Raw genomic sequence first — 25,530 nt, 5'->3', positions numbered from 1 at the left:
TAACTTCCATTTATGTTATTGTTTAATTTGAAACTTTTTTTTTAAAGATAAAAATCAAAATTTTGCTTGTTATTATTTTCGTTTTGAACTAATCTGATAGTCTTCCCTGAAGAAAAGTGGGGAGAAAAAGACGTTGATTTTGCTTTTTAGTTGTACTCAGGATGAGTCGATAAAATCAAGGAGAGCGTCATGCGACCAAGTAAATGGGAAGTTATAATTCTCAAGCCTACTCCAGTATTCTTATCATTCCTTGCTTCACAATTACCCGAGATTGAGTTACCAGAATTACGTTTGTTACAGACTGATAACACAGCTTATGTCATTGAAAAGAAAAGAAATGATGAAGAAACCTTAAATGAAATTGAGCGTCATTTCACGACCATGTTTAGACATGAAATATGTCGTTGGTTAGGAGAAAATGCGCGAAATGAAATCGAAGGTAGTTTTCTGGATTTCTTATGTTGTTTTAAATTCGAGCTCCATTCACACATTGTTCTTATGGAGCAATCAATAGAAGAGGGGAAACAGTTACTTCGCGTTCGACCCCGCTCTGTATTATTGAAATGGATGAAAGCTGCTGTTGAAGATCAAAGTGATTTAATCAGTGTATTGGAAAAAGTCAATTTATCGCATTTGGCTGAAAATGCTACAGTGGTAGTGAAAAACTTTAGCAAACTAAGTCAGATAAAACCATTTCTTCAACATTATTATGAGCCTATTTTTGAAGCTGAAATGATGCGTATGTGTAATAACGTCGAGGAATGGCCAGTAATTGACTCGTATCAGGCATTCAGCCGTTATTTCGCTATAGATATACATACTCAATTGATTCATTTGCACTAAGGAGGATTTGCTATGGAACCAGTTACTATAGCGATCATTTGTGCAACAGCATTTGGCGTTGTTGCCGTCTTATCTGCATTTATCCGACAGTTATTATTAAGTCGCGATAAAAATTTGAATGATCAGGCACAGCAAATAGCACTCGCCCAGGAAATAAAAGAATTAGAAAACCTGCGTACTCAAATGGCAAGTAATAAGCGATTTGATTCTCACTACCAGGTTTTAGGTTCAAACAAAGAGGCCATTCAGTATCTTGATCAGAAAATCGAGGATATTCTCAAAAAGAAAACCGATTTAATTGAACGTTATGCTCAAATTGCAGTTAAAGAGTCGACTGCTATTGTTGGCGGGGAGCAATCTGCTGAGCGGAAAGCAACCTGCGATAAACTCAAACGAGAAATTGATAATGAGCTAGAGTTTTACAATAGTGAGCTTGAGCAACTGCAAAAAAGACGTGATTCTCTTTGGGATACTCACTCTGAACTAAAGGATTATCTTTTAGATCAGGAAAAACAGCGTAATCAAAATCTTGATGATATTTATCAACGGCATACTGGTTTACTTGAAAAGATCTATTTGCGTCATAATAAAAACAGTGAAACGGTTGCTGTGAAGTCAATCGATGCTGGAACGGAAACATTTAAAGCATTGATTATGGCTCCTATTAACTTGCTAATGCAGTATTTTAAACCCTCAAGCAATGTTAATGATGAGCAGGCTAAAGACGAAATTAATTCAAGAGGAGATGTATCGGAAGCCGAGGATGACATCAATGGTAAAGATGAAGATACCGTTGAAAATTCACCAAAGGATGAAGAAAACACAAACGATAGTGATACAAAAACTGAATTTGCTGTTTAAATAGTCCCAAACCCCAGACTTAGTCCGAGAAAATATCTCGCAGATTATAGAAAGAGAAATTTTTAACCTTGATGTCAGCAAAGCGAGCATCAAGGTTATATAAATCCAGATAATGCCTTCCCAGATGAAAGTAACCTTGAACATCAAAAGACGATTGTTTTTTAATCTTTTTTTCTAAAATCTTGAAAAAATTTCAATTGATTCATATGTTAGATAACTGTGTGTTTTATCGGTGTAAATGTTTTTTTATTTGTCTACTTACACTAAAATAAGGCATAATTGGCGAAAATTAAATTAAGGACAATCCTGTGGTTTACATTAAACGAGACAATGAGGGCAAAATTTGCGCTCTTTATGAAACAGGGTCAGCTGAAATGGAAGCACTCGATATGCATCACCCTGAGGTACTTCAGTTCCTGGCACGCTGTGATAGCGAAAAACAGTGGGAATTGTTGCAATCAGACTTAAAACTCATTCGAGTATTAGAAGACTTAATAGATGTATTGATAAGTAAAAACTTAATTAGGATTACAGATTTTCCTCAACCCGTAATTGATAAATTGTTATCGCGTCAGAGTATACGCAAGCGTTTGTCTGGAGCAATAGGTATGGAGTTTGATAATGAAACATAAATGGCTAACTGTATTATTTTCTTGTGCTATTGCAATGGTTTTTCCTTCCTACGGTACTACCTTAGATGAGTTGTTACCCAATGAAAGAAATACTGTTGAAATCTTTCAAAAATTTTCGCCCAAGGTAGTGTATGTACACCGTATGGCAACCGTTGTTAACCATTCCTCTTATGAGCGCATGCAAGTTGTCGCGGGAGCCGGTTCAGGGATTATTTGGGATGCGGCAGGTCATATTGTTACCAATTTCCACGTGATTAATGGTGCGGATAATTTAACGGTTAGTATTGGAAAGTTAACTGTACCTGCTAAGGTGGTTGGGGCTGAGCCTCGAAAAGATATTGCAGTACTGGCAATTAAATCACCCAAGGCATTAGAGCTTTTAAAATCATTTACTCCTTTTGAATTAGCGCCTACTAATGAATTACTGGTCGGGCAGAAAACCATTGCTATTGGTAATCCCTTTGGCTTGGATCATAGTTTAACAGTGGGAGTAATTTCTGCCTTAGGTCGCCAAGTGCCAGGGGCTGGCGGCGTAACTATTCGTGACATGATTCAAACAGATACTTCGATAAATCCAGGAAATTCTGGTGGTCCTTTATTAGATAGCAAAGGACGACTTCTTGGTTTGAATACAGCAATTTATTCAAATTCTGGTTCTTCAGCTGGAGTTGGTTTTGCAGTTCCTGCAGATGACATTGCGCGTATTGTTCCTCAGTTAATTAAAAATGGCCGTGTAATGTTGTCTGGAATTGGTATTCAAGTTGTCGAGCCGCATATCGCAAAAAAATTAGGCGTTGATAAAGGATTGTTAGTTGCAGATGTACTCCCGCATACACCGGCTGCTCAAGCCAAATTGCGCGGTACTTTGCGTGACAGCTGGGGACGTATACACATTGGTGACGTAATTATTGCGATAAATGGCCATCCTGTAAAAAATTATGATGTTTTTTACAACATTCTTGTAGATATCAAAGTAGGCGAACCGATCACACTAACAGTAGTCAGACAAGGTAAAACACTTAACTTCAAGATGAAGACAATTGATATTGCTGCCTATTAATTGATGTGATTTCGAGTCATTGCGAGCGTGGTGGAGCAATCTAAACAATTAGATTGCTCCTGTCGCTCGCAAAGACATGGATTGAAGTTATTAATGGCAGCCATATTCCTGATGATATGCCATTAAGCGCTCAACCTGTTCAGGTTCTTCTGATGAGCGCAAATATTCGACTAGATCAAAAAAAGTAATTATAGAGAAAACACGGATACCTTGAGCTTCAATTTCTGCAAGGGTAGATTGACTACCCAATCCTCTCTCGCAGCGATCAAGAGCAATAATTACTCCAGTTAATTCTCCGCCATTTTTTCGAATGAGTGTTTGCGCTTCACGAAATGCGGTACCTGCGGTAATGACATCATCAACAATGATAGTTTTCCCATGTAAAGGAGCCCCAATAAGCTGCCCACCTTCACCGTGATCCTTCTCTTCTTTTCGATTAAAGGTCACCGTCGTGTCTACTCCTAATTCTGCCAAAGCGATAGCGGTAGCAGTAGCTAAGGGTAAGCCTTTATACGCAGGCCCGAAAAGATGCTGAAAATTAATTTGATGATGAATTAAGGTCTTGGCATAAAACTGACCAAGCTGACGTAAGGCATCACCTTGATAAAATAATCCGGCATTAAAGAAATAAGGACTTTGTCTACCTGATTTTAAGGTGAAATCACCAAATTTTAATACCTGGCAGTCAAGTGCCAAACGAATAAAGGATTCTTTAAATTGATTCATAGGACATCCTGGTTTAAACGTGAGAAATGAATTTGAAAGTATTCTACAAAATTTTAAACAAATAGACTCTTAATCTATAGGTTTAAATGTTTTTGAAAAAAATCGTTAACAATCAATAAAAAACTGCTATTCTAAGTAAATGCTAACTTTTCTTAGCATAAAAGTATTCACTTTAGATCAAAATCCGAATGGTTTGCTGTATTAATTGCACTCTTGCCTGCAATTTGAACTAGAGTGAATGCTGATTGTTTTAATCTACTTGCAGTAGATGGAGCTTTAGACGAAAGGGGATAGTGAATGTCGCAAAGAGAAACTGGCCATGTTAAGTGGTTCAATGAAAAAAAGGGATTTGGATTTATCGTCAACGAACAAGGTGAAGACATATTTGTCCATTACAAAGATATTCAAGGCGTAGGTTTTAGAACATTAAACGAAAATGATTCTGTAACCTTTGTGCTTGATAAAGGTCCTAAGGGATTTAAGGCGCAAGAAGTTATTGTAGTTACTGAGGAAGCTGAACAAGCATAGATACGCTAATGCATATCACGTATTTTGCAAAGACAAAGAATTTATTCATATAGGCAAAGAACTAAGAATAATAGTTTGTCTTTGCGAATGCTAGCTATGAAAATTATTGAGTAATAAATTTCTGATATTGTAGTGTTATTGGAGTGGTTCTCGGGAGCGGTTATTCTTGACCTTTGCCCAGTATAATCGTTATTATCCTCATCACAAACATACCTTGTTTAAAATCAGTGCACCAAGGGTACTTATAAGTTAAACATCAAGGTTGCTTTATTATTTAATGTACGAGAATCTTATTAATACTTATCAATATCACTTCTGGAGAGATTGGAATGGAGTCTAATCAAAAAGTTGCGGTGATTACTGGAGCGGCAAGTGGAATTGGACTAGCTATAGCTCAAGCTTGCATACAACGCGGTATTCATGTTGTTATGGCTGACAACGCGGTGACTACTCTATGTGACAAAGTAGAACAACTCAGCAATTTGGGGAAAGCAGAGGTCTTAGGGGTTGTGTGTGATGTAACAAAGCCTGAAAGTCTCAGACATCTTGCTAAACAAACGCATGAGCATTTTAAACGTGTAGATTGGTTATTCAATAATGCAGGGATTAGTGGTCATTTAGCGCCTGTTTGGGAGCTAACACATGAGCATATCCGCAAAGTAATTGACGTAAATCTCCATGGGGTAATTCATGGTGTTCAAGCGTTCCTACCGTTCATGTTCAAGCAATCTCATCGTGCACATATAATAAACATGGCTAGTCTTTATGGTTTGTGCAGTGGCTCGCAAATGTCAGCTTATGCAATGTCTAAACATGCGATAGTGGCTTTATCAGAATCATTACACTTTGATCTTAAGCGTTTAGAAAAGCCTGTGGATGTATCAGTAGTTTGCCCGTCTTTTGCCAATACACAATTACTTAAAAATTCAACACCATTGCACACAGATACCTTACATCATATGGTTGCCGATCTCGTGGCTCGAAGCAGACCTGCCGAAGATGTTGCCTCTCATATTCTGCATGAAATAGAAAAGAAAACATTTTATATTTTACCCGATAAAGAAGTAAAAGATTATTGTGAGCAACGTGCTAAGGCAATCATTAGCCAGACAGACCCCTACCCACATAGTCTTGAAAAAATTATAGCTTCATTAAGCAAAAGAGCTTTGGCAAGTTCCCAAGTTGATTAACTGAAATAATTTAAAACAAAAGGGCCACAAGGATGAGAAGAAATATTGTTGGTTTATTATTGCTTTGTATTGCAACGGTTGGGTGGACTGCTGAATATAAAATATTTTGGCGCTGTAGCGATAAGCATTTAGAGGCGCTGGATTTTCATTCGAGTAATGACAAAAAAGTTAATTTATTTCTTAACTACTTTAACCAAAACTCCCAAGAGCTTCATTCATCGCCCATCAGTCTTAAAAGCTTTGCGGAGTTACCTCCAAACCTCAATCAAGATAGTTTTTTAATGTTGAGTGACGGTAATTATATATTTATGAATTGTGTAGGCCGGGTAACTTTATTGCCTCATGATATTCAAGGTAAAGTAGTCTTTGATGCATCAAAAAATGCTTACAGTTGTCCTTTTGTTCCTAAAGATTGTAGTGGGGCATAATTACTATCGTTAAGGGAGTGACGTAGCTTGGCCAAATTTGCTGTAGTATTAAATAAAAATGCTAAGAATGCGGCCCAAATAGATGCCTATCTTGACGCTTTTGATAAAGAAAAAATCGACTATCAATGTTATCAAGTGGAATCTAAAGATTTAGAAAATCAAATTAAGCAGTGTTTGACTGAGTTCCCAATTATATTAGTAGGCGGGGGGGATGGTACTATCCGCACTGCAGCTCAATGGTGTGCAAATACCAATATCATTCTTGGTGTGTTACCACTTGGAACAATGAATCATTTCGCCAAAGAGCTGGGTCTGCCCTTAACAATAAAAGAGATAATTACCAGTATTAAAAATAAAGATACAATGCGAATTGATTTGGCTGAAGTGAATGGCAAGATATTCGTTAATAACTCATCTATTGGTTTCTACCCAAAACTTGCAAAAAAACGAGATTATTACTCAAAATATTACCCTAAGTTTTTAAGTTACATCCCAAGCTTTTTACAAACCCTTCGTTATCATGAAACTTTTTCAATCACCACAAAAAGCAATGAATTGAATTTCTCAGTCCACACTTCTTTTTTCATGATCTCTAATAACTTATATTCTTATCAGTTCCCTGCAACAATCGGGCGTGATAGTTTTAATCAAAAAAACTTAGGCATTTATTTTTTAAAACGAGGCAAGTTAAGCTTAATGAAAGTCATTAATCACATATTTAGAAGAGCAAATCATTTTGAAATAAAAAGTTCAAAAACGCCTATTAAAATAGAAATTGAAAATCGAGATCACATTAATATCTCTCTGGATGGAGACACAATATCTATGGAAACGCCTCTTATTTATCGTTGTCTCCCTGACTCGCTTCAAATATTAAAATGAAAATTGCCCATATCTCTGATTTACATTTTGGTATGCATCAGACAGAAGTTATGGATGCTTTTTTGCAAGATATCACTGCACAACAACCTGAATTAACAATCGTTTCTGGAGATTTAACTCAGCGAGCAAAAAATTATCAATTTGAACTTGCGCTCTCTTTTCTAAATCAAATAGCAGGAACTGTCCTTGTTGTACCTGGCAATCATGATGTGCCTTTGTACAAAATATTTGCACGGTTAATAAATCCTTATAAAGGTTATAATCACTGTATTGGTGAGTTATTTAAAATGAAGTTTGTTAACGATGAGATAGCGATTCTTGGCGTTAATAGTGTTAATCCTTTTAGAATAAAAAAAGGAAAATTAGCTGTAAAAACATTAGAAATGATTAGTAATTTTTTTACAGTTGAACATAAAAAAGTTAACATTTTATTTTTTCATCATAATTTTGATCATATAGCTGGACTTCATAAGCCACTTGAAAATGAAGAGCAATTTTTAGAGCATTTACAGAGAAGTAATGTAGATATTGTTTGTACGGGTCATCTTCACTACGCGAATGTGGGTATGATAAAAAAATCCAATGGCAGAATTTGTTTAGTCCTACATGCAGGAACTCTCTTATGTAGCAGGAATAAAGACAACTACAACAGTTATTTTATATTGGATGTCAATGATAAAGAATGCACAGTAAATTGGCGAGTATTTAACAAAAACAAGTTTGAGCTTCACAAAAATTATTCTGTGAAGCTCTCTGATACAGAGATTAAATTGGATTAGACCCTATACGTGGTTAAATACCCAAATTCCGGTTATAAATTTAACCATTCCTTTGCGGGTAAAAAGTCTGTGTAAAGTTTCTCTTCAGGACTCCCTTTTTCAGGATGCCAATCGTAATGCCAGTGTACTTCAGGCGGGAGCGACATTAAAATGGACTCTGTTCTGCCACCAGATTGTAAACCAAATAAAGTCCCGCGATCATAAACCAGATTAAACTCAACATAACGCCCACGTCTGTAAAGTTGAAACGCCTTTTCACGTGTACTAAAAGGAGTATTTTTTCGTTTTTTTACAATGGGTTCGTAGGCTTTAATAAAGTGGTCGCCAATACTTTTCATTAAAGAAAAACTATTTTCAAAACCACCTTCATTAAAATCATCGAAGAACAGGCCACCAATGCCTCTCGCTTCTTGTCGGTGTTTGAGATAGAAATATTGGTCACACCAGGTTTTAAATCTGGGATAGATATCTGCTCCAAAAGGTTGGCATGCGTCAAAAGCCATTTGATGCCACTGTATGCAGTCTTCGTGGAATCCATAGTAAGGGGTCAAATCAAACCCGCCGCCAAACCACCATATTGGGGCACTTCCTTCTTTTTCTGCGATAAAAAAACGAACATTCGCATGCGTCGTGGGAATATAAGGATTATCAGGATGAATAACTAATGAAACCCCTAATGCGTGGAATTTACACCCTGCCAATTCTTCTCGATGCGCTGTCGCTGAAGCAGGGAGTTTGTCGCCTGAAACATGGGAAAAATTAACCCCGGCTTTGGCAAACACTTTACCGTCAGCAAGCACTCGCGTGATGCCGCCGCCACCCTGAGGCCTTATCCAACTATCTTCTAAAAATTGATTTTGGCCATCTAGTTCCTCGAGAGTTCTACAAATCGAATTTTGTAAATTTAACAGGTAGGATTGGACTTGATCGATTGCATCTGAAGGTAATTCATTGATTGTTTTCATCATGTACTCCTAATTCGCAAGACAATCGATAATGCTGTCTACGCGATGGCTAATTTTACTGCCTGGACGAAACTAAATACAATCCGTATAACGCTAAAACACAGTTATTGTCGAAATATTCAATTGTTGGCATACCATTTGCTTGATAGCTACTGACAGTACAAAGGGAGTTTGATAAATGGCCTTCGATTTAGATAGTTACTTTGGAATTCATGCCAAGGCGCTGGTGCTTCGTGATCAGCGTGCTTCACAACTTGCAATGAATATGGCAAACGTGAATACCCCTAATTATAAAGCTCAAGATATCGATTTTAAGAATGCTTTGTCACAAGCGATGACGACGACTACATCTCAGCAAATGGCAATAGACAAACCTAATCATATTGTTGCGCAAAGCGACTTTGAGGGACAACTTAAGTATCGAACACCGAGTCATATGACATTAGATGGAAACACGGTGGACAAAAACTTGGAATCTACTGAGTTTGCTCGTAATGCGATGTCTTATCAAGCCAGTTTAACATTTCTGGATGGCAAGATTAAATCCATGATCACGGCACTAAAAGGGGAATAAGGTATGTCATTGAATAATGTATTTGATATTACGGGTTCAGCGCTTGTTGCCGAGACCTCTCGTTTGACTACCAGTGCCAGTAATATGAGTAACGCCAACGTAGTTACCGGTAACCCCGATGATACTTATAAACCTCAGTACCCTGTTTTTAAAACAGTACAAGATGAAGCGCAATTATGGATGGACAAGCAGGTAAAAGCAGGGGTTGAAGTGAGCGACATTTACGAAAGTGAAGCTGAGCCAATTAAACAATACGACCCTGATAACCCACTTGCAGATGCTGATGGATTTGTCTATGCACCTAATGTTAACTATGTGGCTGAAATAGCAAATATTATTTCCGCATCGAAGGCTTACCAGATGAATTTAGAAGTATTAAATACATCAAAACAACTTATACAACGAACCTTACAACTTGGACAGTAAGAGGTAACTTATAATGACAATGAATTCAGTTAATGGAGCAAACTCCCTCATGGGCTCAGCGGCAACAGCACCTAAGAAAAGTTTGGGACAAAACGATTTTTTAAGACTAATGATTGCCCAGGTCAAAAGCCAGGATCCATTGGAGCCACAAACCAATGGTGATTTTCTTTCTCAATTAGCGCAATTTAGCACGAATGATGGGATTACCAAAATGCAAGAATCAATTGAAAGTTTGGCTTCTTCCTTGCAATCTAATCAAGCACTGCAAGCATCATCGTTGGTGGGGCGCAAGGTCCTTGTCAATAGTAATACTATGAACCTTGGGCAGGAGGGAGAGACTAAGGCGGCAGTGGATGTTCCTGCTAGCGTAGATAACCTGGCCGCATCAATTTATTCCGAATCAGGCGAATTAATTCGAACAATTCCTTTGGGACAACGTAATGCCGGACTCTTTGAATTCAGTTGGGATGGGTTTAACCAAAAAGGGGAAAGAGTACCTGCAGGCAAATATACTATCAAAGTTAATGGTCTTTATTCAGGCAAAGAAGTGGCCTTAAAAACAATGACTGCTGCAAATGTTGATAGCGTAAGTCTTGGACAAAATGGTGAAGGTGTAAGACTTAATGTTGCGGGTATTGGTTCGGTATCGTTGAATGATGTCAAACAAATTACCGGATAGTTCTCAAAAGGTTAAAAAATTTCTTAGAATTAGAATAATGTCAGAATTCAACTCTGCCATTAACTCAGGCAAGCCTTTCAAAGCCTGAAAAAATTATTGCAGGAGGCAATCATGGTATTTGGAACAGCACTTAGTGGAATTCAAGCAGCCAGTAAAGATTTGGATGTCATTGGCAATAATATCGCTAACGCCCCTACTATCGGATTCAAGAGCTCACGTGCAGAGTTCGCAGACGTTTACGCTACGGGTACCTATGGTGGTGGTGGCAATGCCGTGGGAAGTGGCGTCCGTTTAGCGCGAGTACAGCAAAATTTTGGCCAAGGTAATTTCACGTTTACTAATAATAGTCTCGATCTCGCTGTAAGTGGGTCCGGATTTTTTGTTTTAAATGATCAAGGCTCAAGGCTTTACACCAGAGCAGGTTCTTTTGGATTAGACAATGAAGGCTTCATTGTTAATAGTTTCAATCAAAATTTAACAGGATTGCTTGCGGATGCCAGTGGAAATATCACCAGTGTTTCTGGCAATCTACAAGTTAACACGGCTAATATTAGTCCTAATGCTACTAGCACTGTTACAAGTGGAGTGAATTTGTATGCCAACGCTACTGCGCCCACAGTTGATTGGACTGGGGGAGCTACACCTGCTCAAGATACTTACAATAATGCTACATCAACCACCATTTACGATAGTTTGGGTAATTCCCATGTTCTGTCGATGTATTTTATTCATGCAGATTCTACGGCAGTGTTAGGTGACCCTAACGCGTCAACCCCTCCTGGCACTCAGAATCAATGGTACATTGCGTTTCAGCTTGACAATCAGAATCTTCCTGCAAACGGAGGTCCACACAATACCGATAATTTATTTCGCGTGAATTTTAATAGTGATGGTTCGTTTAATACTGCTCTGGATACCGCCAATAACCCCTTAGCGAATAATTTGATTCCGTTATCGATGACACTGGCTAATGGTGCGGATCCATTGAATTTTAATGTTGATTTTTCAAACAGCACCCAATTTGGGAGTCCTTTTGCTGTACAGTCTAACGTACAAAATGGTTATACCACAGGTCGTTTGGACGGTTTAGATATTGATGAAGAGGGTATTTTATTTGGCCGTTATACCAACGGTCAGTCAAGAGTTATGGGCCAAATACAATTAGCCAATTTCGCTAACCCCGATGGATTACAATCCATGGGTAATACCAATTGGGCAGAGACCTCTGCTTCGGGTCAGGCATTGGTTAGTAACCCAGGTACGGCAAGTCTCGGTTTAATCCAATCTGGCGCTTTGGAAGAGTCTAACGTTGACTTAACGGGCGAGCTCGTCAACCTAATTGGAGCGCAACGAGACTTCCAGGCAAATGCTCAAACTATTCGAACAGCAGATGCTGTAACCCAAACAATTATTAATATTCGCTAGCAAGAATAGGTCATCCACATAAATGGTGGATGACACATTCATTCTTGTGTTATTAATAATAGGAATTAGGGCAAATGGAGAGGTAAGCAATGGAACCTGTACTCTACAATGCAATGCATGGCTCCCAGACTGATTTTAAAAAACAGGCTGTTAGTGCAAACAATTTAGCAAATATTAATACCCCAGGATTTAAAGCCGATATTGCTCAGTTTGAATCCATGTATGTCACAGGTTCTGTTCAATCATCAGAGGCTTTTGTAGTGGAAGGTGAAAATGCTACGGTGTTTACTGATGGCGAATTGATTACTACCGGAAGAGATTTAGATGTTGCGGTCCAAGGCGATGGGTGGTTTGCTATTCAGGACGCCAATGGAAAAGAGGCTTACACACGAGCTGGGGATTTTCGCATCACGGAAAACGGGATGCTCGTAACGGCCTCAAATCTGCCTGTTTTAGGCGATGGAGGTCCCATCTCTATACCTCCGGCTCAGCGTATTGAAATAGGGACTGATGGTACCATTTCAATTGTTCCTTTAGACGGTGATCCAGACGCATTAGCCGTGATTGAGCGATTAAAACTGGTCAAACTGGATCCTAAAAATCTGGTTAAAGGTCCTGATGGGTTAATGAAATCCAAGCAAGGTGGAGTTGCTCCTTCTGATGCTTCCGTTAGGGTAGTTAAGGGAGCATTAGAGGGCAGTAACGTCAATGCTGTGGAGGAAATGGTCGACTTAATTTCAACAGGCAGGGAATTTGATGCCCAAATGAAAATTATGAAAATTGCTGACGAAGATTCAGAAAAATTGGCACGACTATTGCAGATATGATTTTGAAAAGCCTAATAAAAATAATAACAAGGAACGGCTATGGAACCAGCATTATGGGTTAGTAAAACCGGTCTTGATGCACAAGATAAGAACATTGCAAACATTGCCAACAACTTGGCTAACGTCAACACGACTGGTTTTAAAAAGGGAAGGGCGGTATTCGAAGATTTAATTTATCAAAATTTACGTCAAGCTGGCGCTCAATCCACCCAAAGTACAGAAATACCCACCGGGATTAATATGGGTACTGGTGTCCATATGGTGGCTACTCAGAAGATTTTTAATCAGGGAAGTATCCAAAATACTCAAAACACGTTGGATGTGGCTATTCAGGGCAGGGGATTTTTCAGAGTTCTATTGCCGGATGGCACTGAAGCTTATACTCGAGATGGTACTTTCCAAAGTGACTCACAAGGACAAATTGTTACCGCCAATGGTTACGTATTACAACCGCCTATTACTGTTCCTGAGCAAACACTCAGTATCACTATTGGTACTGATGGTACAGTCACTGCTTTGGTGGCAGGTAATAATGTTCCTACACAGATTGGTACATTGGAGTTAACCGATTTCATTAACCCTACGGGATTGCAACCCATTGGTCAAAATCTCTTTTTAGAAACTGTAGCAAGTGGTCCTGCGCAAACTGATATTCCTGGAAACTCAGGATTAGGTACTTTATTGCAAGGCTCGCTTGAAGCCTCAAACGTTAACGTAGTTGAAGAATTAGTCAATATGATTCAAGCCCAACGCAGTTATGAAATTACAGCGAAAGGAATTCAGACAGTAGATAATATGCTGCAATACTTGACGCAAACTGTGTAATTAGGGATTGGGTGATGACTATTAGACGATTTTTGTTAGGGTTGGGAATTGTTTGCCAATTGGCAGGATGCGAAGCGTTATTTCCTCCATATCCAGGCACCCAGCCTGACTATGCTCCAACTTACCCAACAGGACCGGATCCAACCCAAACACGGCATGTTAATGGTGCAATTTATAATGCGGAAACCGCTCTACCACTGTTTGAAACTCCTAGAGCAAGGCATCCTGGTGACATAGTGACGGTACTGTTAATCGAAAAAACAGATGCGCAAAAACGTGCTATTACACGTCAACGTAAAAATGATAAAACTCAAGTATTTAACGCTACCTTCCTGGGACGACCCATCGATTTTGGTAGTGGTTATAGCATGGATTTTGATTTGGATGCAAAACGTAAATTTGAGGGTGAAGGTCAATCTGTACAAAACAATAAATTAGCGGGAAGTATTTCTGTGACAGTCGCGAAAGTTCTTGCGAATGGGAACATGGTAGTACAGGGTGAAAAATGGATTCATATTAATCAAGGCAGTGAGTTTGTAAGATTATCAGGAATTATTAGACCACAAGATATTCGACCTGATAATTCAATTACTTCTGAAAAAATTGCCAATGCAAGAATTGCTTATGGTGGTACGGGTCAGATTAATAACACCAATGCTCAAGGTTGGTTTGCACGATTTATTTGGGGACCGCTCTTCCCCGTCTGATGTTATAAGAGGGTGGTTTGAATTTAAGAGCAAATTAATGACTTGCAGTTTGCTAGAGAGTTTACGACATGAACCTCTTGTAAACTGCGAGACTGCATATTAAGACAACAGGACGAATCAATGCGTAAAGCTATTATCGCTTTTCTGGTAGTTTTTATTCCTTATATTGTGGGGACTGTTGTCTATGCTGAACGTATTAAAGACATTGCAACCTTGGCTGGAGTGCGAATCAACCAGCTTATTGGCTATGGTTTGGTTGTGGGGTTGGATGGAACAGGGGATCGTACAGGCACACGATTTACTGAACAAAGTTTTGGTAATATGCTCATTCAGTTAGGAATTAATATTCCTCCCGGAATGAAATTGAACTCAAAAAACATCGCTGCTGTAATGGTGACTGCTAATCTAAGCACCTTTATGAAAAAAGGGCAAACTCTGGATGTGAATGTATCATCAATCGGAGATTCTAAGAGTCTGCGAGGCGGTACATTATTAATGACCCCCCTTAAAGGAGCGGATGGTCGCGTTTATGCAATGGCTCAAGGTAATATTACCGTTGTTGCTTTAGCAGTCAGTGGGGAAGATGGTTCAAGCGTGACGGTCAACGTTCCTAGTGGTGGACGAATTGCTAATGGGGCTACAGTTGAAGTTGATATACCTAATCCCTTCTATTTTTCAAAAACGTTAACTTACAATCTACATTTTCCTGATTTTACTACTGCAAAGCGCATGAGTGATGCGATTAATCAGCTGATGGGACCAGGTACCGCACATCCTATCGATGCTGCTTCGGTAGAGGTAACTGCTCCAAAAACCGCTGCCCATCGAGTGGAATATGTGTCAGTACTGGAAAATATTGAATTCACTCCAGGTGAAGCTGAAGCAAGAATTATTATTAATCCGCGAACAGGTACTGTAGTTATTGGTCAACAAGTATTAGTAAAACCAGCTGCAGTATCACATGGTAATTTGGTCGTGACAATTAGTGAGAATCCTATTGTAAGTCAGCCCAATCCTTTTGCTGGAGGCAGAACAGTTGTAGTACCTGACTCACAGATCAATGTGAGCGAAAAAAATAATCGTACTTTCCTGTTTGCTCCAGGAGCTTCATTGAAAGATATTGTGAGAGCAATTAATGCTGTTGGTGCTACGCCAGGAGATTTGGTTGCGATTCTTGAAGCTTTAAAGCAGGTTGGCGCACTAAATGCAACGATAATCATTATTTAACCGGGATGGTTGATTATGGCAACGGATGGAATTGCTGTAGGTGATTTTAAAAATTTGCACAATTTAAAACTGCAAGCCCAGAAAGATGGACAAAAGGCTTTGCCTGAGGTTTCCAAGCAGTTTGAGGCCATTTTTTTACAATCCATGCTTAAAAGTATGCGCATGGGTGGACAATATTTTCTTGATGACTCAAGTCCTTTTAAAAGTAATACGGCTTCTACATTTCAGGATATGCTCGATGGACAATATGCCACTAATATTTCTCAAGGTAAGGGCGTAGGTTTAGCGTCAGTTTTAGCCAAGCAACTCGCACAAACAGCGCACCTTAATCCTGTTGATAATACCCATCCTGTAAAGCCTATGGATCAATCACGATTGTCAGCGCGTATTCCCTCACAAGAAATGCATTCTGCTCGAGAAACTAACCCTAAGACAGCAGCAACTATCGATGAATTTGTAAAATCCATTTGGCCTTATGCTCGTCAGGCAGCGAATTTATTAGGACTTGATCCAAAACTATTAATGGCACAAGCGGCGCTTGAAACGGGTTGGGGACAATATGTAACCAAAGGAGCCGATGGCAGCACTAGCAATAATTTGTTTAATATTAAAGCAACTTCTCGTGCCGAAGATTCGGTTAAAATTAAAACAACTGAATATATTGCCGATACACCTATTAAGGTGAATGCATCTTTTAGGAGATATCCTTCAATAGAGCATAGCTTTAATGATTATGTCGCATTAATTCAGGGAAGTGGTCGTTATGAGGCTGCTTTAGCGAATGCGAATGATCCTGAACGTTATGTAGGGGAGTTGCATCGAGCCGGTTATGCGACTGATCCTGATTACGCGTCTAAGATAATGTCAATTTATCATGGTGATGAATTGCAGCAGGCATTAGCGCGAAATGGTTTTTCAATGGAGTAATGGATAATAATTATTTGCAATTTAAAAGGAATATTGGGCAAGGAGTCAACATATGTCAGGCATTTTAAATATTGCGGCATCAAGTCTTAATGCATTTCAACGTGCGCTTGAGGTAGTTGGGAACAATATTGCGAATGTGAATACCCAAGGCTATTCAAGACAAACCGCTCAATTTAACCCAACACCATCTCACCGCTATGCAGGTTCTTTTATTGGAACCGGAGTTACAGTTACTGGCATTAAACGCAATACAGACCAATTTGCGACTCGCCAGGTGAGAGAAACGCTAACGACTAAAACAGAATATGATACCTTTTATCAACAGGCACTCCAGATAGACAAGCTTTTATCCCAAGAGGGAACCAGTGTTTCAGCGAGTCTACAGCAGTTTTTTAATTCCTTAGCCCAATTAAACGAAGCCCCTGATAGTATTGCTTCCCGCGGAGTAGCCATAAAGCAAAGCGAACTACTTGTTGATCAATTTAATTCTTTGCAGTATCAATTGGATGAATATCAGCAAAACAATACTATGCAAATCAAGGAAGCCGTTAATCATATTAATCAAATCACCGCAAGTATTGCTGAAGTCAACCAACAACTAGGTGGAATGCGTAATGCACCTGAATTACTCGATAAACGCGATGAATTACTACGTGAGCTGTCTCAATATGTTGATGTGACTGTGATTGATGAAGGAGATGTGGGTATTAGTGTAGCAATTGGTAGCGGTGATATGTTGGTTATGGGATCTGAATATCGCGAGCTAGCTATTCAACCCAATACTGCAGGTCAGTATGGTACAAAAATTACGATTAACAATGGTGCCGGACAAACCGAAATTACTCAGAATTTGCATTCGGGGATGTTAGGGGGATTTTTAAGTTTTGAAGAAGATGTTATTGGTCATGCCAGTCAGTTATTAGGACAAATGGCCATAGGTCTTGCTCAACGATTTAATGCACAACACCGCTTAGGCATGGATATGAATAGCCAGATTGGTAAAGATTTCTTTACTGATTTTAATGACGCCTCCTTGCAGGCAGCTCGTTCCGTACCTTCTTCAAATAACACAGGTACTGCCGTTCTATCTGTTGCTATATCGGATATCGCTCAAACCAAACTAAGTGATTATGAATTAATAGTCACTGACACAGGAACTAATGAGATAAGACTAATTCGCAAATCAGACGGTCAATCAACAACATTAAATTGGACGGATACGCCTCCAACACCACCAGCAGGGCAAATTGTCGTTGATGGAATGACTATTACTGTTAATGATGTTGGTAATTTAAATAATGATGATCGATTTACGTTAACTCCGACTCGTGGAGCTTCCAGGGATTTGAAGTTACTCATTACCGATGCACGAGAAATTGCATTTGCTTCACCTGTACGTACACAAACCTCATTAGCCAATACAGGCAATGGTCGGATTGCTTTAGGAGACATATTTAATACCACGACCGTTAACAAAGAATTTCGCATTGATTTTATTTCAGATACTCAATACAACTTAGTCAATGTGACAGACAGCATCACGACAGGTCCCTTTGCATTTACACCCAATTCTGACAATACTGTTCTCATTCCTGATGCATTGACACCGTCTTATTCTCTTGTTCTGTCTGGTATCCCAAAATCTGGAGACAGTTTTTCTTCGTCTTATAATAGCGGGGGAATAGGGGATAACCGCAATGGCTTGGAATTAAATGCCTTACAACGAAATAAAGTCTTTGAAGGTGGCACGGAAAGTTTATTCGATAGGTATTCTAATTTAATCGCCCAAGTGGGTGGAAAAACCTATCAAGCTAAACTTCGTAGCGACGCTGCCGATATATTACATCAACAAGCTGTCGAGTTTCGTGAAAGTAAAAGTGGTGTCAACCTGGATGAAGAGGCTACCAATTTATTACGCTTTCAGCAGGCTTATCAAGCAGCAAGTCAGGTAATGGCAGTTTCTGGTCAGATGATGGATATATTATTTGCCGCTATGAGGTGATTATGCGTATTTCAACGAATCAAGTGTATATGCGAGGCCTGAATAACATGTTGGCTCAGCAAGTTGAAACTCTAAAACTACAACAACAATTGTCATCACAAAAGAAATTGCAATCTCCATCAGATGATCCTATTACGGCTGCAAAAATTGATTTGATGAAACAACGCATTAATAGCACAGATCGCCTGCAGCAAAATCGTGATGCTGCTCTAAGTGCTCTAAGTTATGAAGAAAGTACCATGAGCAACGTTATCAATGTACTTCAACGAGTTCGCGAGATACAAGTACAGGCTGGAAATACATCGCTTTCAGAGGCCGATCGTAAAGCGCTAAGTGAGGAAGCACAAAGTTTATTAGAACAATTGCAGGGACTGGCTAATACTCAAGATAGTAATGGTTATTATCTATTTAGTGGTGCAAAAACATCCACACAAGCAATCACTCGAGATGCAAGTGGTCAATTCGTCTACAATGGGGATGAAACGCAACGATTTCAATCAATTAGTGGTGGGTTGAATGTCGCTGTTAATGATAATGGCTCTGACTTATTTATGCGAATCCCAAATGGCAATGGTTATTTTACTGTAAGCCAACCTGCAACACCGAATACAGGGAGTGGGGCTGTTAATTCAGGCACAGTCGTGGATATTGCTGCCTATGTTCCTGATGATTACACCCTGCAATTTGTTTTAAATACATCTAACCAGCTAGTGGTTATGGTGAGTGGCTTGAATAGTGGGCCGGTTATTCCGCCAACAGGCCTTCCTGATGATGCTCCGTTATATCAAGAAGGTGCTGCAGTAACGTTTAATGGCATTCAGGTTACAGTGACCGGTCAACCTGGTGTTGGCGATTCATTTAGTATCCGACCATCGCAAAATGAATCCCTTTTTTCAACAGTAGACAGAATGGTCGTGAATTTAAATCGTTCATTCTTAACAGCAGCTGATAAAGCAGTAGTCGAGACAGAAAATCACCAGTTACTGGATCAATTAGATTCCGCTCTTGATAACCTGTTGGCCTTTCAGGCTCAAGTAGGTGCGCGTTTAAATCAGCTTGATGTGGCAGAGCAAGTCAATGGTGATGTCTTACAAACAAGCCAGGAAACACTATCCTCCCTGGAAGATATCAATCTTGCCGAAGTCGCTGTAAAACTCGAGCTCCAACAAGTGTATCTACAAGCAGCTCAACAAAGCTTCGCAAAAATCCAGGGTTTATCGCTATTTGATTATATCTAAAGGTAGTCTGGTTGACGCGTAGGGGCAACCGAGGATATCAATAAGTCACCAATCAAATGAAGACCTGGTTGTCGCAGAGCGTCAACCAGGCTACGCTTGCTTAATTTTTCAATTTAACTTCTGAAAACTTTTATCCGATTGATTTAATTGGCGTCCCGGAGAGGATTCGAACCTCCGACCTGCCCCTTAGGAGGCGCAAAAGGTATAATCTCATATTGTGTCGTTAAATCCAATAGTCCTTGTATATAAAAGCTTTTTCCTCATTGCCAAGTCTCATGTTGTCCGATAAAATGCGCCAAAATCCGATAGTTTGGCTATACCCGTGGCTATACCAAAAATCATGAGGTAATTAATGGGAAAATTGACTGCAAAGCAGGTTGAGCATTTAGCAGCAGAAGGCAAAGAACGGCGAGAAGCTGATGGTGACGGGTTATTTCTAAGAGTCAGACCAAGCGGTGCTAAAAGTTGGTTGTTTTGTTATCGATTAGGCAGTGATAGACAATGGCTGCAGATGACTATTGGTTCTCTAAAAGATGTTTCCCTTAAAGAAGCTCGTGAGAAATTAAAAGAATTAAGACGCTTGGTTGCCGATGGGATTGATCCTAGAAATGCAAGGGCTGCAACAAAAGCAGAAAATACCCAAGCCGTTACGATGCAAGCCTTATTCAATTCGTGGATAGAGTTTATAAAAATCAGCAGTAATGTAACTGCTGTATGGATAAAGCGGCACGAAGATCGTTGGCGATTGCATTTAAAAGCTTGTTTGGGGAACATCCTGGCACGAGATATCACTCGTGCTCATTTATCAAGTGCTTTAGATGCAATGGTTCGCAAGGGAATAAAAGAAGAAACAAGAAAAGCACTGACAACCCTGAATCTAATGCTGGACTATGGCTTAACTCGCCATTTAGTTGAATCTAACCCTGCCAGGATGTTAAAGCCAAAGGATTTTTTTGTGACTGCTGCGAAGCCTCGTGATCGAGTTTTAGCACTGCCAGAACTACGTGAATTGTGGAAGGCGCTTGAGCAGGCCAATGATCTGGCATCTAACAACAATATTTCCAAAATGTCTCTGATAACCACCAGTGCGATAAAACTACTCATATTAACAGGTGCTCGTCGTTCAGAAGTGGCTGGGATGAAATGGTCAGAACTAAACTTTGAAACTGCGGAGTGGATTTTGCCTGCAGAGAGAAGTAAAAACCGTCAAGCACATGCAATGTATTTATCTGAGCTTGCAATAGCTATTCTGGAGGCTTTAAAGCCTATTTCTGGGCATTCTCTTTTTGTTTTCGATACAGGACGTTATTTAGAGCATGGGCATATTCATGAGGATTCTTTAACAGGAGTGATTGCTCGGCTAAGAGGTGTTGTTAAGGGAACTAAGAAAAAAACAGTAAATAATGCACCTTTAGAGCAAATGCAGCCGTTTACTATCCATGATTTAAGACGTTCTGCTGCGACAGCATGGGGTGAGTATTTGAAGACTGATCCTCATGTTATTGAGCGTATGTTAAACCATCAGCCAGCAAATAAATTAGTCGCTACTTATCAACGTGCTATTTATGCTGATGAGCAAAAGGAGGCTTGGCTTAAATGGGGTGAATTAGTTGAACACATGGTAGCTAATGATCCCAACAACTTGGTTTTATTTTCTAAAATAGTTTCGCGAAAGGAAGCGGTATGAATAATACGGTAGTAGTAGATCAAAATTTAACTCAGCTATTAAAGGTTGATGAAGAAAACAGACGCCAACTGTTGAGTGATGGGATCAAAGGTAATATCCCCTTTTTTATTATGAATATTAAAAGCAGCCAGTTTCAATTGCTTACGGTGGGGCAACTGCAGCAGATCCAGAGTGCGCATCCTGAGAAGGCGCGAATTTATTTAGAAGATTTCCAGATGACCATTTTTAATGGCAAAGTGGGTAACACGGCTCATAGTCAATTTTGCAATTTCAGTGACTTATGGACGAATAGCAGCCATTTGGAAGAGGTTCATCCCTTAGATAAAGAGGTATTAATGCCAGGTGATGAACATTATGCATCGGAATTAGATATTGCCAATATGGCGCAACGAGCCCTTATTAATCAGAAAGTAGCTTCAAAAGATTTTAAAAAGCAGGCGCGGAATTACTTGAAGTCAAATTATCCCAATCTATCTGAAACAGCAATCATAAGAATCATTGCGATTATTAACCCTGATTGCAGTAAAAGCGGTGGTAGACCTAAAATAAATTAGAAAAACCCTCATAAGGTTTTCATCCAGTGTTTATATGGAAATTTAAAAACATCATGCCTCTTTTTACCAAAACCCCTATAACCGTTTCAACTGTTTTGGTCTGTCATACCTTGTGAGACTACATGAGTCTTAAACAAACATAGGTAGAGATAACATGTATCAACTTCCCGAAAAAGGCTGCATTCGTCTTAAACATATTCTTCAGCTAATTGATGTTAGTAAATCAACATGGTGGAAAGGAGTTAAGGACGGTCGATTTCCACAACCTGTACGATTTGGTTCTCGCCTGACTATGTGGCGTGTGGAGGATATAAGAAGACTTATAGAACAAGGAAATTGTAAATGGAATTGATGACTGAGGGTACAATTTCTAAAGGCAAAGGGGTACATGTGGCGTTAGTAAGAGCATCAAGTATCAAACCTGAGCCTGTCGCTTGGCTTTGGAGAGATTGGCTCGCTGCTGGTAAGTTGCATGTGCTTGGAGGTACGCCAGGTACTGGTAAAACGACCATAGCTTTAGATTTTGCAGCAGTCCTATCTTCTGGCAGATGTTGGCCTGATGATTCACCTGCAAGTTGCGGCAATGTGGTGATATGGAGCGGTGAAGATGACCCCAAAGATACGTTAATCCCTCGCCTGCTTCAAGCAGGTGCAAATATGGATAACATATATTTTATTGCTGGTGTTCAGGAAGACAAAAAGAATCGATCTTTTGATCCTGCCATTGATATGGAACCACTATTAAAGAAGCTTGAAGAAATTGGCAATGTTCGTTTGTTAATAATTGACACTATTGTCTCTGCTGTTACAGGTGACAGCCATAAAAATGCAGAAGTCAGACGAAGCTTACAGCCTTTAGTTGATTTGGCTGGAAAATTAGGCTGTGCCTTATTGGGCATCACTCATTTTTCCAAAGCAACACATGGGCGGAATCCGATTGAACGATTAACTGGCAGTTTAGCTTTCGGAGCGTTAGCACGTGTGGTTCTTGTAGTTGCTAAGTTACCCAAAGAAGATGACGAAGACGAAATGACTTGGTTATTAATGCGTGCCAAGTCCAATATTGGCCCAGACGAAGGCGGATTTGTTTATCAGTTACAGCAAAACGAGCTGGCATGCCATCCAGGGGTATGTGGATCATTTATCAAATGGAAGCAGTTTGTCGAAGGCTCTGCCCGAGATTGGCTTGCATCTGCTGAAAAGACAAATGAAGGTAAGCGTCAAGGGGCATTGGAAAAAGCAATTAAGTTTTTATCAGAATTGCTAATGAATGGACCATTACCGCAGGCGGATATCGAAGCGCAATATCTACATGCTGGCCATTCGCATTCAACGATGAGGCGTGCCAAATCTAATTTGCAGATTCAGTCAGTCAAAGCAGGTGGATATTTTGGTAGTGAAGATCAGCAATGGCTCTGGACATTACCAAACACTGTCACTGAAGATGAAGATATAGGTTGAAGGTGATCAAAAACTCAGAAGATGCTCAAAAATAATATTGATCATCTTCTATTAAATTGAACATGTTCTGCAGGTTTTCAATCATTGATTGAGATTCAGTTTCGAAATTTGAACGATGGTGGGTGGAGGTAGCCGGGTTTTTGGGGTCGTAGGGGTCATCCGGTGGCATATAACTTTCTCAACATCTCTGCCAGTCAAAATTATAAGTGTTCCAAAATTTATCAACAATATATTTCATGTATCTTGAACTTTCATTCTTTATCTTTGATAATCATTACTATTATTTTTTGACTGATGAGAGGTCTATCTTGGAGACAACAATAGATAAATGGATTTCAGTAGAAGGCGTTGCTGAATACCTGGATGTTTCATCGGTAACCATCTATCGCTGGCTTGAAAAGGGAAAAATTCCAGCGCATCGAGTGGGTAAACAATGGCGCTTTAAATCCAGTGAAATTGATGCATGGGTCATTTCTGGAAATGCAGCAGAACAATCTACCGAAACAGAATAGAGATTTTTATGTTAGAAGATATCCAAAAAAAGCTATGGTCTACCGCTGACAAACTCCGTGCAAATATGGATGCAGCCGAATATAAGCATATAGTGTTGGGGTTAATTTTTTTAAAGTACATCTCCGATGCTTTTGAAATGCGCCGTCAAGAGTTAAAGAAACGCTTCATGGATTCGAGCGATGAATATTTTCTTCCAGATGCTGATGCAGAAATGCTTGCCGAAGAATTAGAAGATCGCGACTATTACAAAGTAGTGAATGCCTTCTGGGTTCCAGCAGCAGCTCGTTGGGAAAGTATTCGTGCACGAGCCAAACAGGCCGATATTGGCAAGTTAATTGATGATGCGCTGTCATTGATAGAGGCAGATAATCCGAAGCTTAAAGGGATATTGGATAAACGCTATGCTCGTGCGCAATTGCCCGATGGCAAGTTAGGAGAATTAGTTGATGTCATCTCTTCCATTGGCTTTGGCGCAGCTAACCAAAATGCAAAGGATTTACTTGGTCAAGTGTATGAATATTTTCTAGGTCAGTTTGCCAGCGCTGAAGGTAAAAAAGGCGGACAGTTCTACACCCCTGCAAGCATAGTACGAACCTTGGTTGCTGTTTTAGCGCCTCATGAAGGCAAAGTATACGACCCATGCTGTGGTTCTGGTGGTATGTTTGTTCAGTCTGAAAAATTCATTGAAGCTCATGGAGGCAAAATAGGTGATGTCTCTATTTATGGGCAAGAATCAAACCCTACAACCTGGCGCTTAGCTGCAATGAACCTTGCCATTCGTGGTATCGATTTTAACTTTGGCAAAGAGCCTGGCGATTCCTTTACTAAAAACCAACACCCTGATTTACGTGCTGACTTTGTCTTAGCTAATCCACCCTTTAATATTTCTGACTGGTGGCATGGTAGCCTCGAAAGCGATCCTCGCTGGGTATACGGCACACCCCCACAAGGTAATGCAAACTATGCTTGGCTACAACATATGCTCTATCATCTGAAACCTAATGGTCGGGCAGGTATCGTATTAGCAAATGGTTCCATGAGCTCAAGCCAAAACAGTGAAGGTGATATTCGCCGCAAAATGGTAGAAGCAGATGTCGTGGAATGCATGATTGCTTTGCCAGGCCAGCTATTCTTTAACACCCAAATTCCAGCCTGTTTATGGTTTCTTGCCAAACAAAAATCAATCCGTAAAGGCGAAGTATTATTTATCGATGCTCGTAAACTGGGAACAATGATTAGTCGCTCACAACTTGAACTCACGGATACTGACATCCAGAAAATTGCGGATGTTGTACATGCTTGGAGATCGGATGGCGAAACCAATGCAGATTATGCTGATATTCCAGGTTTTTGTCGTAGCGTCACTTTGGCTGAAATTGCAGAACATGGGCATGTATTAACACCAGGTCGGTATGTAGGTGCTGAAGTAGTAGAAGATGATGATGGAAGCTTCATGGAAAAAATGCAGCATCTAACGGAAAAATTAGGTGAGCAAATGGCAAAGGGAGCCGAATTAGATGTCGTTATTCGTAACAATTTGGCCAAGCTTGGATTTGAGATTTAA

28 protein-coding genes are annotated in these 25,530 nt (G+C 39.7%); 26 read left to right on the top strand and 2 right to left on the bottom strand.

The features are described from left to right. Window positions 1-189 precede the first annotated feature (189 nt). The 4 genes from LHA_RS09515 (at window position 190) to LHA_RS09500 (ending at window position 3,396) form a co-directional block, all read left to right on the top strand. The gene (locus LHA_RS09515; RefSeq protein ID WP_045106332.1) at window positions 190-843 is read left to right on the top strand and encodes a hypothetical protein; all 654 of its coding nucleotides are present in this window, start codon (window positions 190-192) and stop codon (window positions 841-843) included. A 12-nt stretch (window positions 844-855) separates the two neighbouring features. After that, window positions 856-1,704, top strand: a complete 849-nt coding sequence (locus LHA_RS09510; RefSeq protein ID WP_045106331.1) for a gluzincin family metallopeptidase — start codon at window positions 856-858, stop codon at window positions 1,702-1,704. A 308-nt stretch (window positions 1,705-2,012) separates the two neighbouring features. Continuing rightward, entirely contained in the window at window positions 2,013-2,336 is a 324-nt protein-coding gene (locus tag LHA_RS09505) for a hypothetical protein (protein WP_045106330.1), read from the top strand. Next, window positions 2,326-3,396, top strand: coding sequence for a S1C family serine protease (locus tag LHA_RS09500; RefSeq protein ID WP_102046647.1), 1,071 nt, complete (start codon window positions 2,326-2,328; stop codon window positions 3,394-3,396). Before LHA_RS09505 ends, LHA_RS09500 begins: the two co-directional genes overlap by 11 nt. Before the next feature lie 90 nt (window positions 3,397-3,486). Here LHA_RS09500 and pyrE read toward each other — a convergent pair whose 3' ends face one another. Next, on the bottom strand, window positions 3,487-4,122 hold the full coding sequence (gene pyrE / locus LHA_RS09495) for an orotate phosphoribosyltransferase (RefSeq protein WP_045106329.1): 636 nt from the start codon (window positions 4,120-4,122) through the stop codon (window positions 3,487-3,489). Between the two features lie 297 nt (window positions 4,123-4,419). On the opposite strand from pyrE, the gene LHA_RS09490 reads away from it, so the two are divergent. From LHA_RS09490 to LHA_RS09470, 5 genes are all read left to right on the top strand, one after another. After that, on the top strand, window positions 4,420-4,650 hold the full coding sequence (locus LHA_RS09490) for a cold-shock protein (RefSeq protein WP_045106328.1): 231 nt from the start codon (window positions 4,420-4,422) through the stop codon (window positions 4,648-4,650). 329 nt (window positions 4,651-4,979) lie between these two features. Continuing rightward, window positions 4,980-5,840, top strand: coding sequence for an SDR family NAD(P)-dependent oxidoreductase (locus tag LHA_RS09485; RefSeq protein ID WP_045106327.1), 861 nt, complete (start codon window positions 4,980-4,982; stop codon window positions 5,838-5,840). 32 nt (window positions 5,841-5,872) lie between these two features. Beyond that, entirely contained in the window at window positions 5,873-6,268 is a 396-nt protein-coding gene (locus tag LHA_RS09480; protein WP_045106326.1) for a hypothetical protein, read from the top strand. 27 nt (window positions 6,269-6,295) lie between these two features. After that, window positions 6,296-7,150 (top strand): diacylglycerol/lipid kinase family protein, encoded by an 855-nt coding sequence (locus LHA_RS09475; protein WP_045106325.1) that lies wholly within the window; start codon window positions 6,296-6,298, stop codon window positions 7,148-7,150. Continuing rightward, complete coding sequence (locus LHA_RS09470; protein WP_045106324.1) at window positions 7,147-7,929, top strand: metallophosphoesterase family protein; 783 nt, start codon at window positions 7,147-7,149, stop codon at window positions 7,927-7,929. The genes LHA_RS09475 and LHA_RS09470 overlap by 4 nt, the downstream gene beginning before the upstream one ends. 32 nt (window positions 7,930-7,961) lie before the next feature. Here LHA_RS09470 and hemF read toward each other — a convergent pair whose 3' ends face one another. Beyond that, window positions 7,962-8,894, bottom strand: coding sequence for an oxygen-dependent coproporphyrinogen oxidase (gene hemF / locus LHA_RS09465; protein WP_370447947.1), 933 nt, complete (start codon window positions 8,892-8,894; stop codon window positions 7,962-7,964). 178 nt (window positions 8,895-9,072) lie between these two features. On the opposite strand from hemF, the gene flgB reads away from it, so the two are divergent. The 17 genes from flgB (at window position 9,073) to LHA_RS09380 (ending at window position 25,530) form a co-directional block, all read left to right on the top strand. Next, window positions 9,073-9,468: a flagellar basal body rod protein FlgB gene (gene flgB, locus LHA_RS09460; RefSeq protein WP_045106322.1), complete on the top strand. Its 396-nt coding sequence runs from the start codon at window positions 9,073-9,075 to the stop codon at window positions 9,466-9,468. 3 nt (window positions 9,469-9,471) lie between these two features. After that, on the top strand, window positions 9,472-9,894 hold the full coding sequence (flgC, locus tag LHA_RS09455) for a flagellar basal body rod protein FlgC (protein WP_045106321.1): 423 nt from the start codon (window positions 9,472-9,474) through the stop codon (window positions 9,892-9,894). A gap of 13 nt (window positions 9,895-9,907) precedes the next feature. Further along, window positions 9,908-10,573 (top strand): flagellar hook assembly protein FlgD, encoded by a 666-nt coding sequence (gene flgD / locus LHA_RS09450; RefSeq protein WP_045106320.1) that lies wholly within the window; start codon window positions 9,908-9,910, stop codon window positions 10,571-10,573. Between the two features lie 111 nt (window positions 10,574-10,684). Continuing rightward, window positions 10,685-11,998: a flagellar hook protein FlgE gene (gene flgE / locus LHA_RS09445; RefSeq protein WP_045106319.1), complete on the top strand. Its 1,314-nt coding sequence runs from the start codon at window positions 10,685-10,687 to the stop codon at window positions 11,996-11,998. 89 nt (window positions 11,999-12,087) lie between these two features. Then, window positions 12,088-12,825: a flagellar basal-body rod protein FlgF gene (gene flgF / locus LHA_RS09440; protein ID WP_045106318.1), complete on the top strand. Its 738-nt coding sequence runs from the start codon at window positions 12,088-12,090 to the stop codon at window positions 12,823-12,825. A gap of 39 nt (window positions 12,826-12,864) precedes the next feature. Then, the gene (flgG, locus tag LHA_RS09435) at window positions 12,865-13,650 is read left to right on the top strand and encodes a flagellar basal-body rod protein FlgG (protein ID WP_045106317.1); all 786 of its coding nucleotides are present in this window, start codon (window positions 12,865-12,867) and stop codon (window positions 13,648-13,650) included. A 14-nt stretch (window positions 13,651-13,664) separates the two neighbouring features. Continuing rightward, window positions 13,665-14,357 (top strand): flagellar basal body L-ring protein FlgH, encoded by a 693-nt coding sequence (locus LHA_RS09430; protein WP_045106316.1) that lies wholly within the window; start codon window positions 13,665-13,667, stop codon window positions 14,355-14,357. A 120-nt stretch (window positions 14,358-14,477) separates the two neighbouring features. Continuing rightward, on the top strand, window positions 14,478-15,584 hold the full coding sequence (locus LHA_RS09425) for a flagellar basal body P-ring protein FlgI (protein ID WP_045106315.1): 1,107 nt from the start codon (window positions 14,478-14,480) through the stop codon (window positions 15,582-15,584). 15 nt (window positions 15,585-15,599) lie between these two features. After that, window positions 15,600-16,511 carry a flagellar assembly peptidoglycan hydrolase FlgJ gene (gene flgJ / locus LHA_RS09420; protein WP_045106314.1) on the top strand — a complete coding sequence of 304 codons (912 nt, stop codon included), beginning with the start codon at window positions 15,600-15,602 and terminating at the stop codon, window positions 16,509-16,511. A 52-nt stretch (window positions 16,512-16,563) separates the two neighbouring features. Then, window positions 16,564-18,513 (top strand): flagellar hook-associated protein FlgK, encoded by a 1,950-nt coding sequence (gene flgK / locus LHA_RS09415; protein WP_045106313.1) that lies wholly within the window; start codon window positions 16,564-16,566, stop codon window positions 18,511-18,513. 2 nt (window positions 18,514-18,515) lie between these two features. Then, complete coding sequence (gene flgL, locus LHA_RS09410; RefSeq protein ID WP_045106312.1) at window positions 18,516-19,751, top strand: flagellar hook-associated protein FlgL; 1,236 nt, start codon at window positions 18,516-18,518, stop codon at window positions 19,749-19,751. Between the two features lie 352 nt (window positions 19,752-20,103). Further along, the gene (locus LHA_RS09405) at window positions 20,104-21,438 is read left to right on the top strand and encodes a tyrosine-type recombinase/integrase (protein WP_052673666.1); all 1,335 of its coding nucleotides are present in this window, start codon (window positions 20,104-20,106) and stop codon (window positions 21,436-21,438) included. Continuing rightward, the gene (locus tag LHA_RS09400; protein WP_045106311.1) at window positions 21,435-21,992 is read left to right on the top strand and encodes a hypothetical protein; all 558 of its coding nucleotides are present in this window, start codon (window positions 21,435-21,437) and stop codon (window positions 21,990-21,992) included. The genes LHA_RS09405 and LHA_RS09400 overlap by 4 nt, the downstream gene beginning before the upstream one ends. 154 nt (window positions 21,993-22,146) lie before the next feature. Beyond that, the gene (locus LHA_RS09395) at window positions 22,147-22,344 is read left to right on the top strand and encodes a helix-turn-helix transcriptional regulator (protein WP_045106310.1); all 198 of its coding nucleotides are present in this window, start codon (window positions 22,147-22,149) and stop codon (window positions 22,342-22,344) included. Then, window positions 22,335-23,453 carry an AAA family ATPase gene (locus LHA_RS09390; RefSeq protein ID WP_045106309.1) on the top strand — a complete coding sequence of 373 codons (1,119 nt, stop codon included), beginning with the start codon at window positions 22,335-22,337 and terminating at the stop codon, window positions 23,451-23,453. The genes LHA_RS09395 and LHA_RS09390 overlap by 10 nt, the downstream gene beginning before the upstream one ends. A 236-nt stretch (window positions 23,454-23,689) precedes the next feature. Beyond that, on the top strand, window positions 23,690-23,965 hold the full coding sequence (locus LHA_RS09385) for a helix-turn-helix domain-containing protein (RefSeq protein ID WP_331709207.1): 276 nt from the start codon (window positions 23,690-23,692) through the stop codon (window positions 23,963-23,965). 8 nt (window positions 23,966-23,973) lie between these two features. Then, a complete protein-coding gene (locus LHA_RS09380; RefSeq protein WP_045106308.1) occupies window positions 23,974-25,530 on the top strand; it encodes a class I SAM-dependent DNA methyltransferase in 1,557 nt (518 codons plus the stop codon).

The organism is Legionella hackeliae (assembly GCF_000953655.1).
GTDB classification, from domain to species: Bacteria; Pseudomonadota; Gammaproteobacteria; order Legionellales; family Legionellaceae; genus Tatlockia; species Tatlockia hackeliae.
Note: the sequence above shows the minus strand (reverse complement) of the source record. Positions and strands in the feature narration are given on the sequence as shown.

Coding starts and splice junctions, on each gene's coding strand:
- LHA_RS09425 (WP_045106315.1), top strand. CDS start 14,478: ATGCGTAAAGCTATTATCGCTTTTCTGGTAGTTTTTATTCCTTATATT.
- flgE (WP_045106319.1), top strand. CDS start 10,685: ATGGTATTTGGAACAGCACTTAGTGGAATTCAAGCAGCCAGTAAAGAT.
- LHA_RS09405 (WP_052673666.1), top strand. CDS start 20,104: ATGGGAAAATTGACTGCAAAGCAGGTTGAGCATTTAGCAGCAGAAGGC.
- LHA_RS09430 (WP_045106316.1), top strand. CDS start 13,665: ATGACTATTAGACGATTTTTGTTAGGGTTGGGAATTGTTTGCCAATTG.
- flgL (WP_045106312.1), top strand. CDS start 18,516: ATGCGTATTTCAACGAATCAAGTGTATATGCGAGGCCTGAATAACATG.
- flgJ (WP_045106314.1), top strand. CDS start 15,600: ATGGCAACGGATGGAATTGCTGTAGGTGATTTTAAAAATTTGCACAAT.
- flgK (WP_045106313.1), top strand. CDS start 16,564: ATGTCAGGCATTTTAAATATTGCGGCATCAAGTCTTAATGCATTTCAA.
- LHA_RS09395 (WP_045106310.1), top strand. CDS start 22,147: ATGTATCAACTTCCCGAAAAAGGCTGCATTCGTCTTAAACATATTCTT.
- LHA_RS09400 (WP_045106311.1), top strand. CDS start 21,435: ATGAATAATACGGTAGTAGTAGATCAAAATTTAACTCAGCTATTAAAG.
- pyrE (WP_045106329.1), bottom strand. CDS start 4,122: ATGAATCAATTTAAAGAATCCTTTATTCGTTTGGCACTTGACTGCCAG.
- LHA_RS09390 (WP_045106309.1), top strand. CDS start 22,335: ATGGAATTGATGACTGAGGGTACAATTTCTAAAGGCAAAGGGGTACAT.
- flgF (WP_045106318.1), top strand. CDS start 12,088: ATGGAACCTGTACTCTACAATGCAATGCATGGCTCCCAGACTGATTTT.
- flgD (WP_045106320.1), top strand. CDS start 9,908: ATGACAATGAATTCAGTTAATGGAGCAAACTCCCTCATGGGCTCAGCG.
- LHA_RS09385 (WP_331709207.1), top strand. CDS start 23,690: ATGTATCTTGAACTTTCATTCTTTATCTTTGATAATCATTACTATTAT.
- LHA_RS09380 (WP_045106308.1), top strand. CDS start 23,974: ATGTTAGAAGATATCCAAAAAAAGCTATGGTCTACCGCTGACAAACTC.
- LHA_RS09500 (WP_102046647.1), top strand. CDS start 2,326: ATGAAACATAAATGGCTAACTGTATTATTTTCTTGTGCTATTGCAATG.
- LHA_RS09515 (WP_045106332.1), top strand. CDS start 190: ATGCGACCAAGTAAATGGGAAGTTATAATTCTCAAGCCTACTCCAGTA.
- LHA_RS09485 (WP_045106327.1), top strand. CDS start 4,980: ATGGAGTCTAATCAAAAAGTTGCGGTGATTACTGGAGCGGCAAGTGGA.
- LHA_RS09510 (WP_045106331.1), top strand. CDS start 856: ATGGAACCAGTTACTATAGCGATCATTTGTGCAACAGCATTTGGCGTT.
- LHA_RS09480 (WP_045106326.1), top strand. CDS start 5,873: ATGAGAAGAAATATTGTTGGTTTATTATTGCTTTGTATTGCAACGGTT.
- flgB (WP_045106322.1), top strand. CDS start 9,073: ATGGCCTTCGATTTAGATAGTTACTTTGGAATTCATGCCAAGGCGCTG.
- hemF (WP_370447947.1), bottom strand. CDS start 8,894: ATGAAAACAATCAATGAATTACCTTCAGATGCAATCGATCAAGTCCAA.
- LHA_RS09470 (WP_045106324.1), top strand. CDS start 7,147: ATGAAAATTGCCCATATCTCTGATTTACATTTTGGTATGCATCAGACA.
- LHA_RS09490 (WP_045106328.1), top strand. CDS start 4,420: ATGTCGCAAAGAGAAACTGGCCATGTTAAGTGGTTCAATGAAAAAAAG.
- flgC (WP_045106321.1), top strand. CDS start 9,472: ATGTCATTGAATAATGTATTTGATATTACGGGTTCAGCGCTTGTTGCC.
- flgG (WP_045106317.1), top strand. CDS start 12,865: ATGGAACCAGCATTATGGGTTAGTAAAACCGGTCTTGATGCACAAGAT.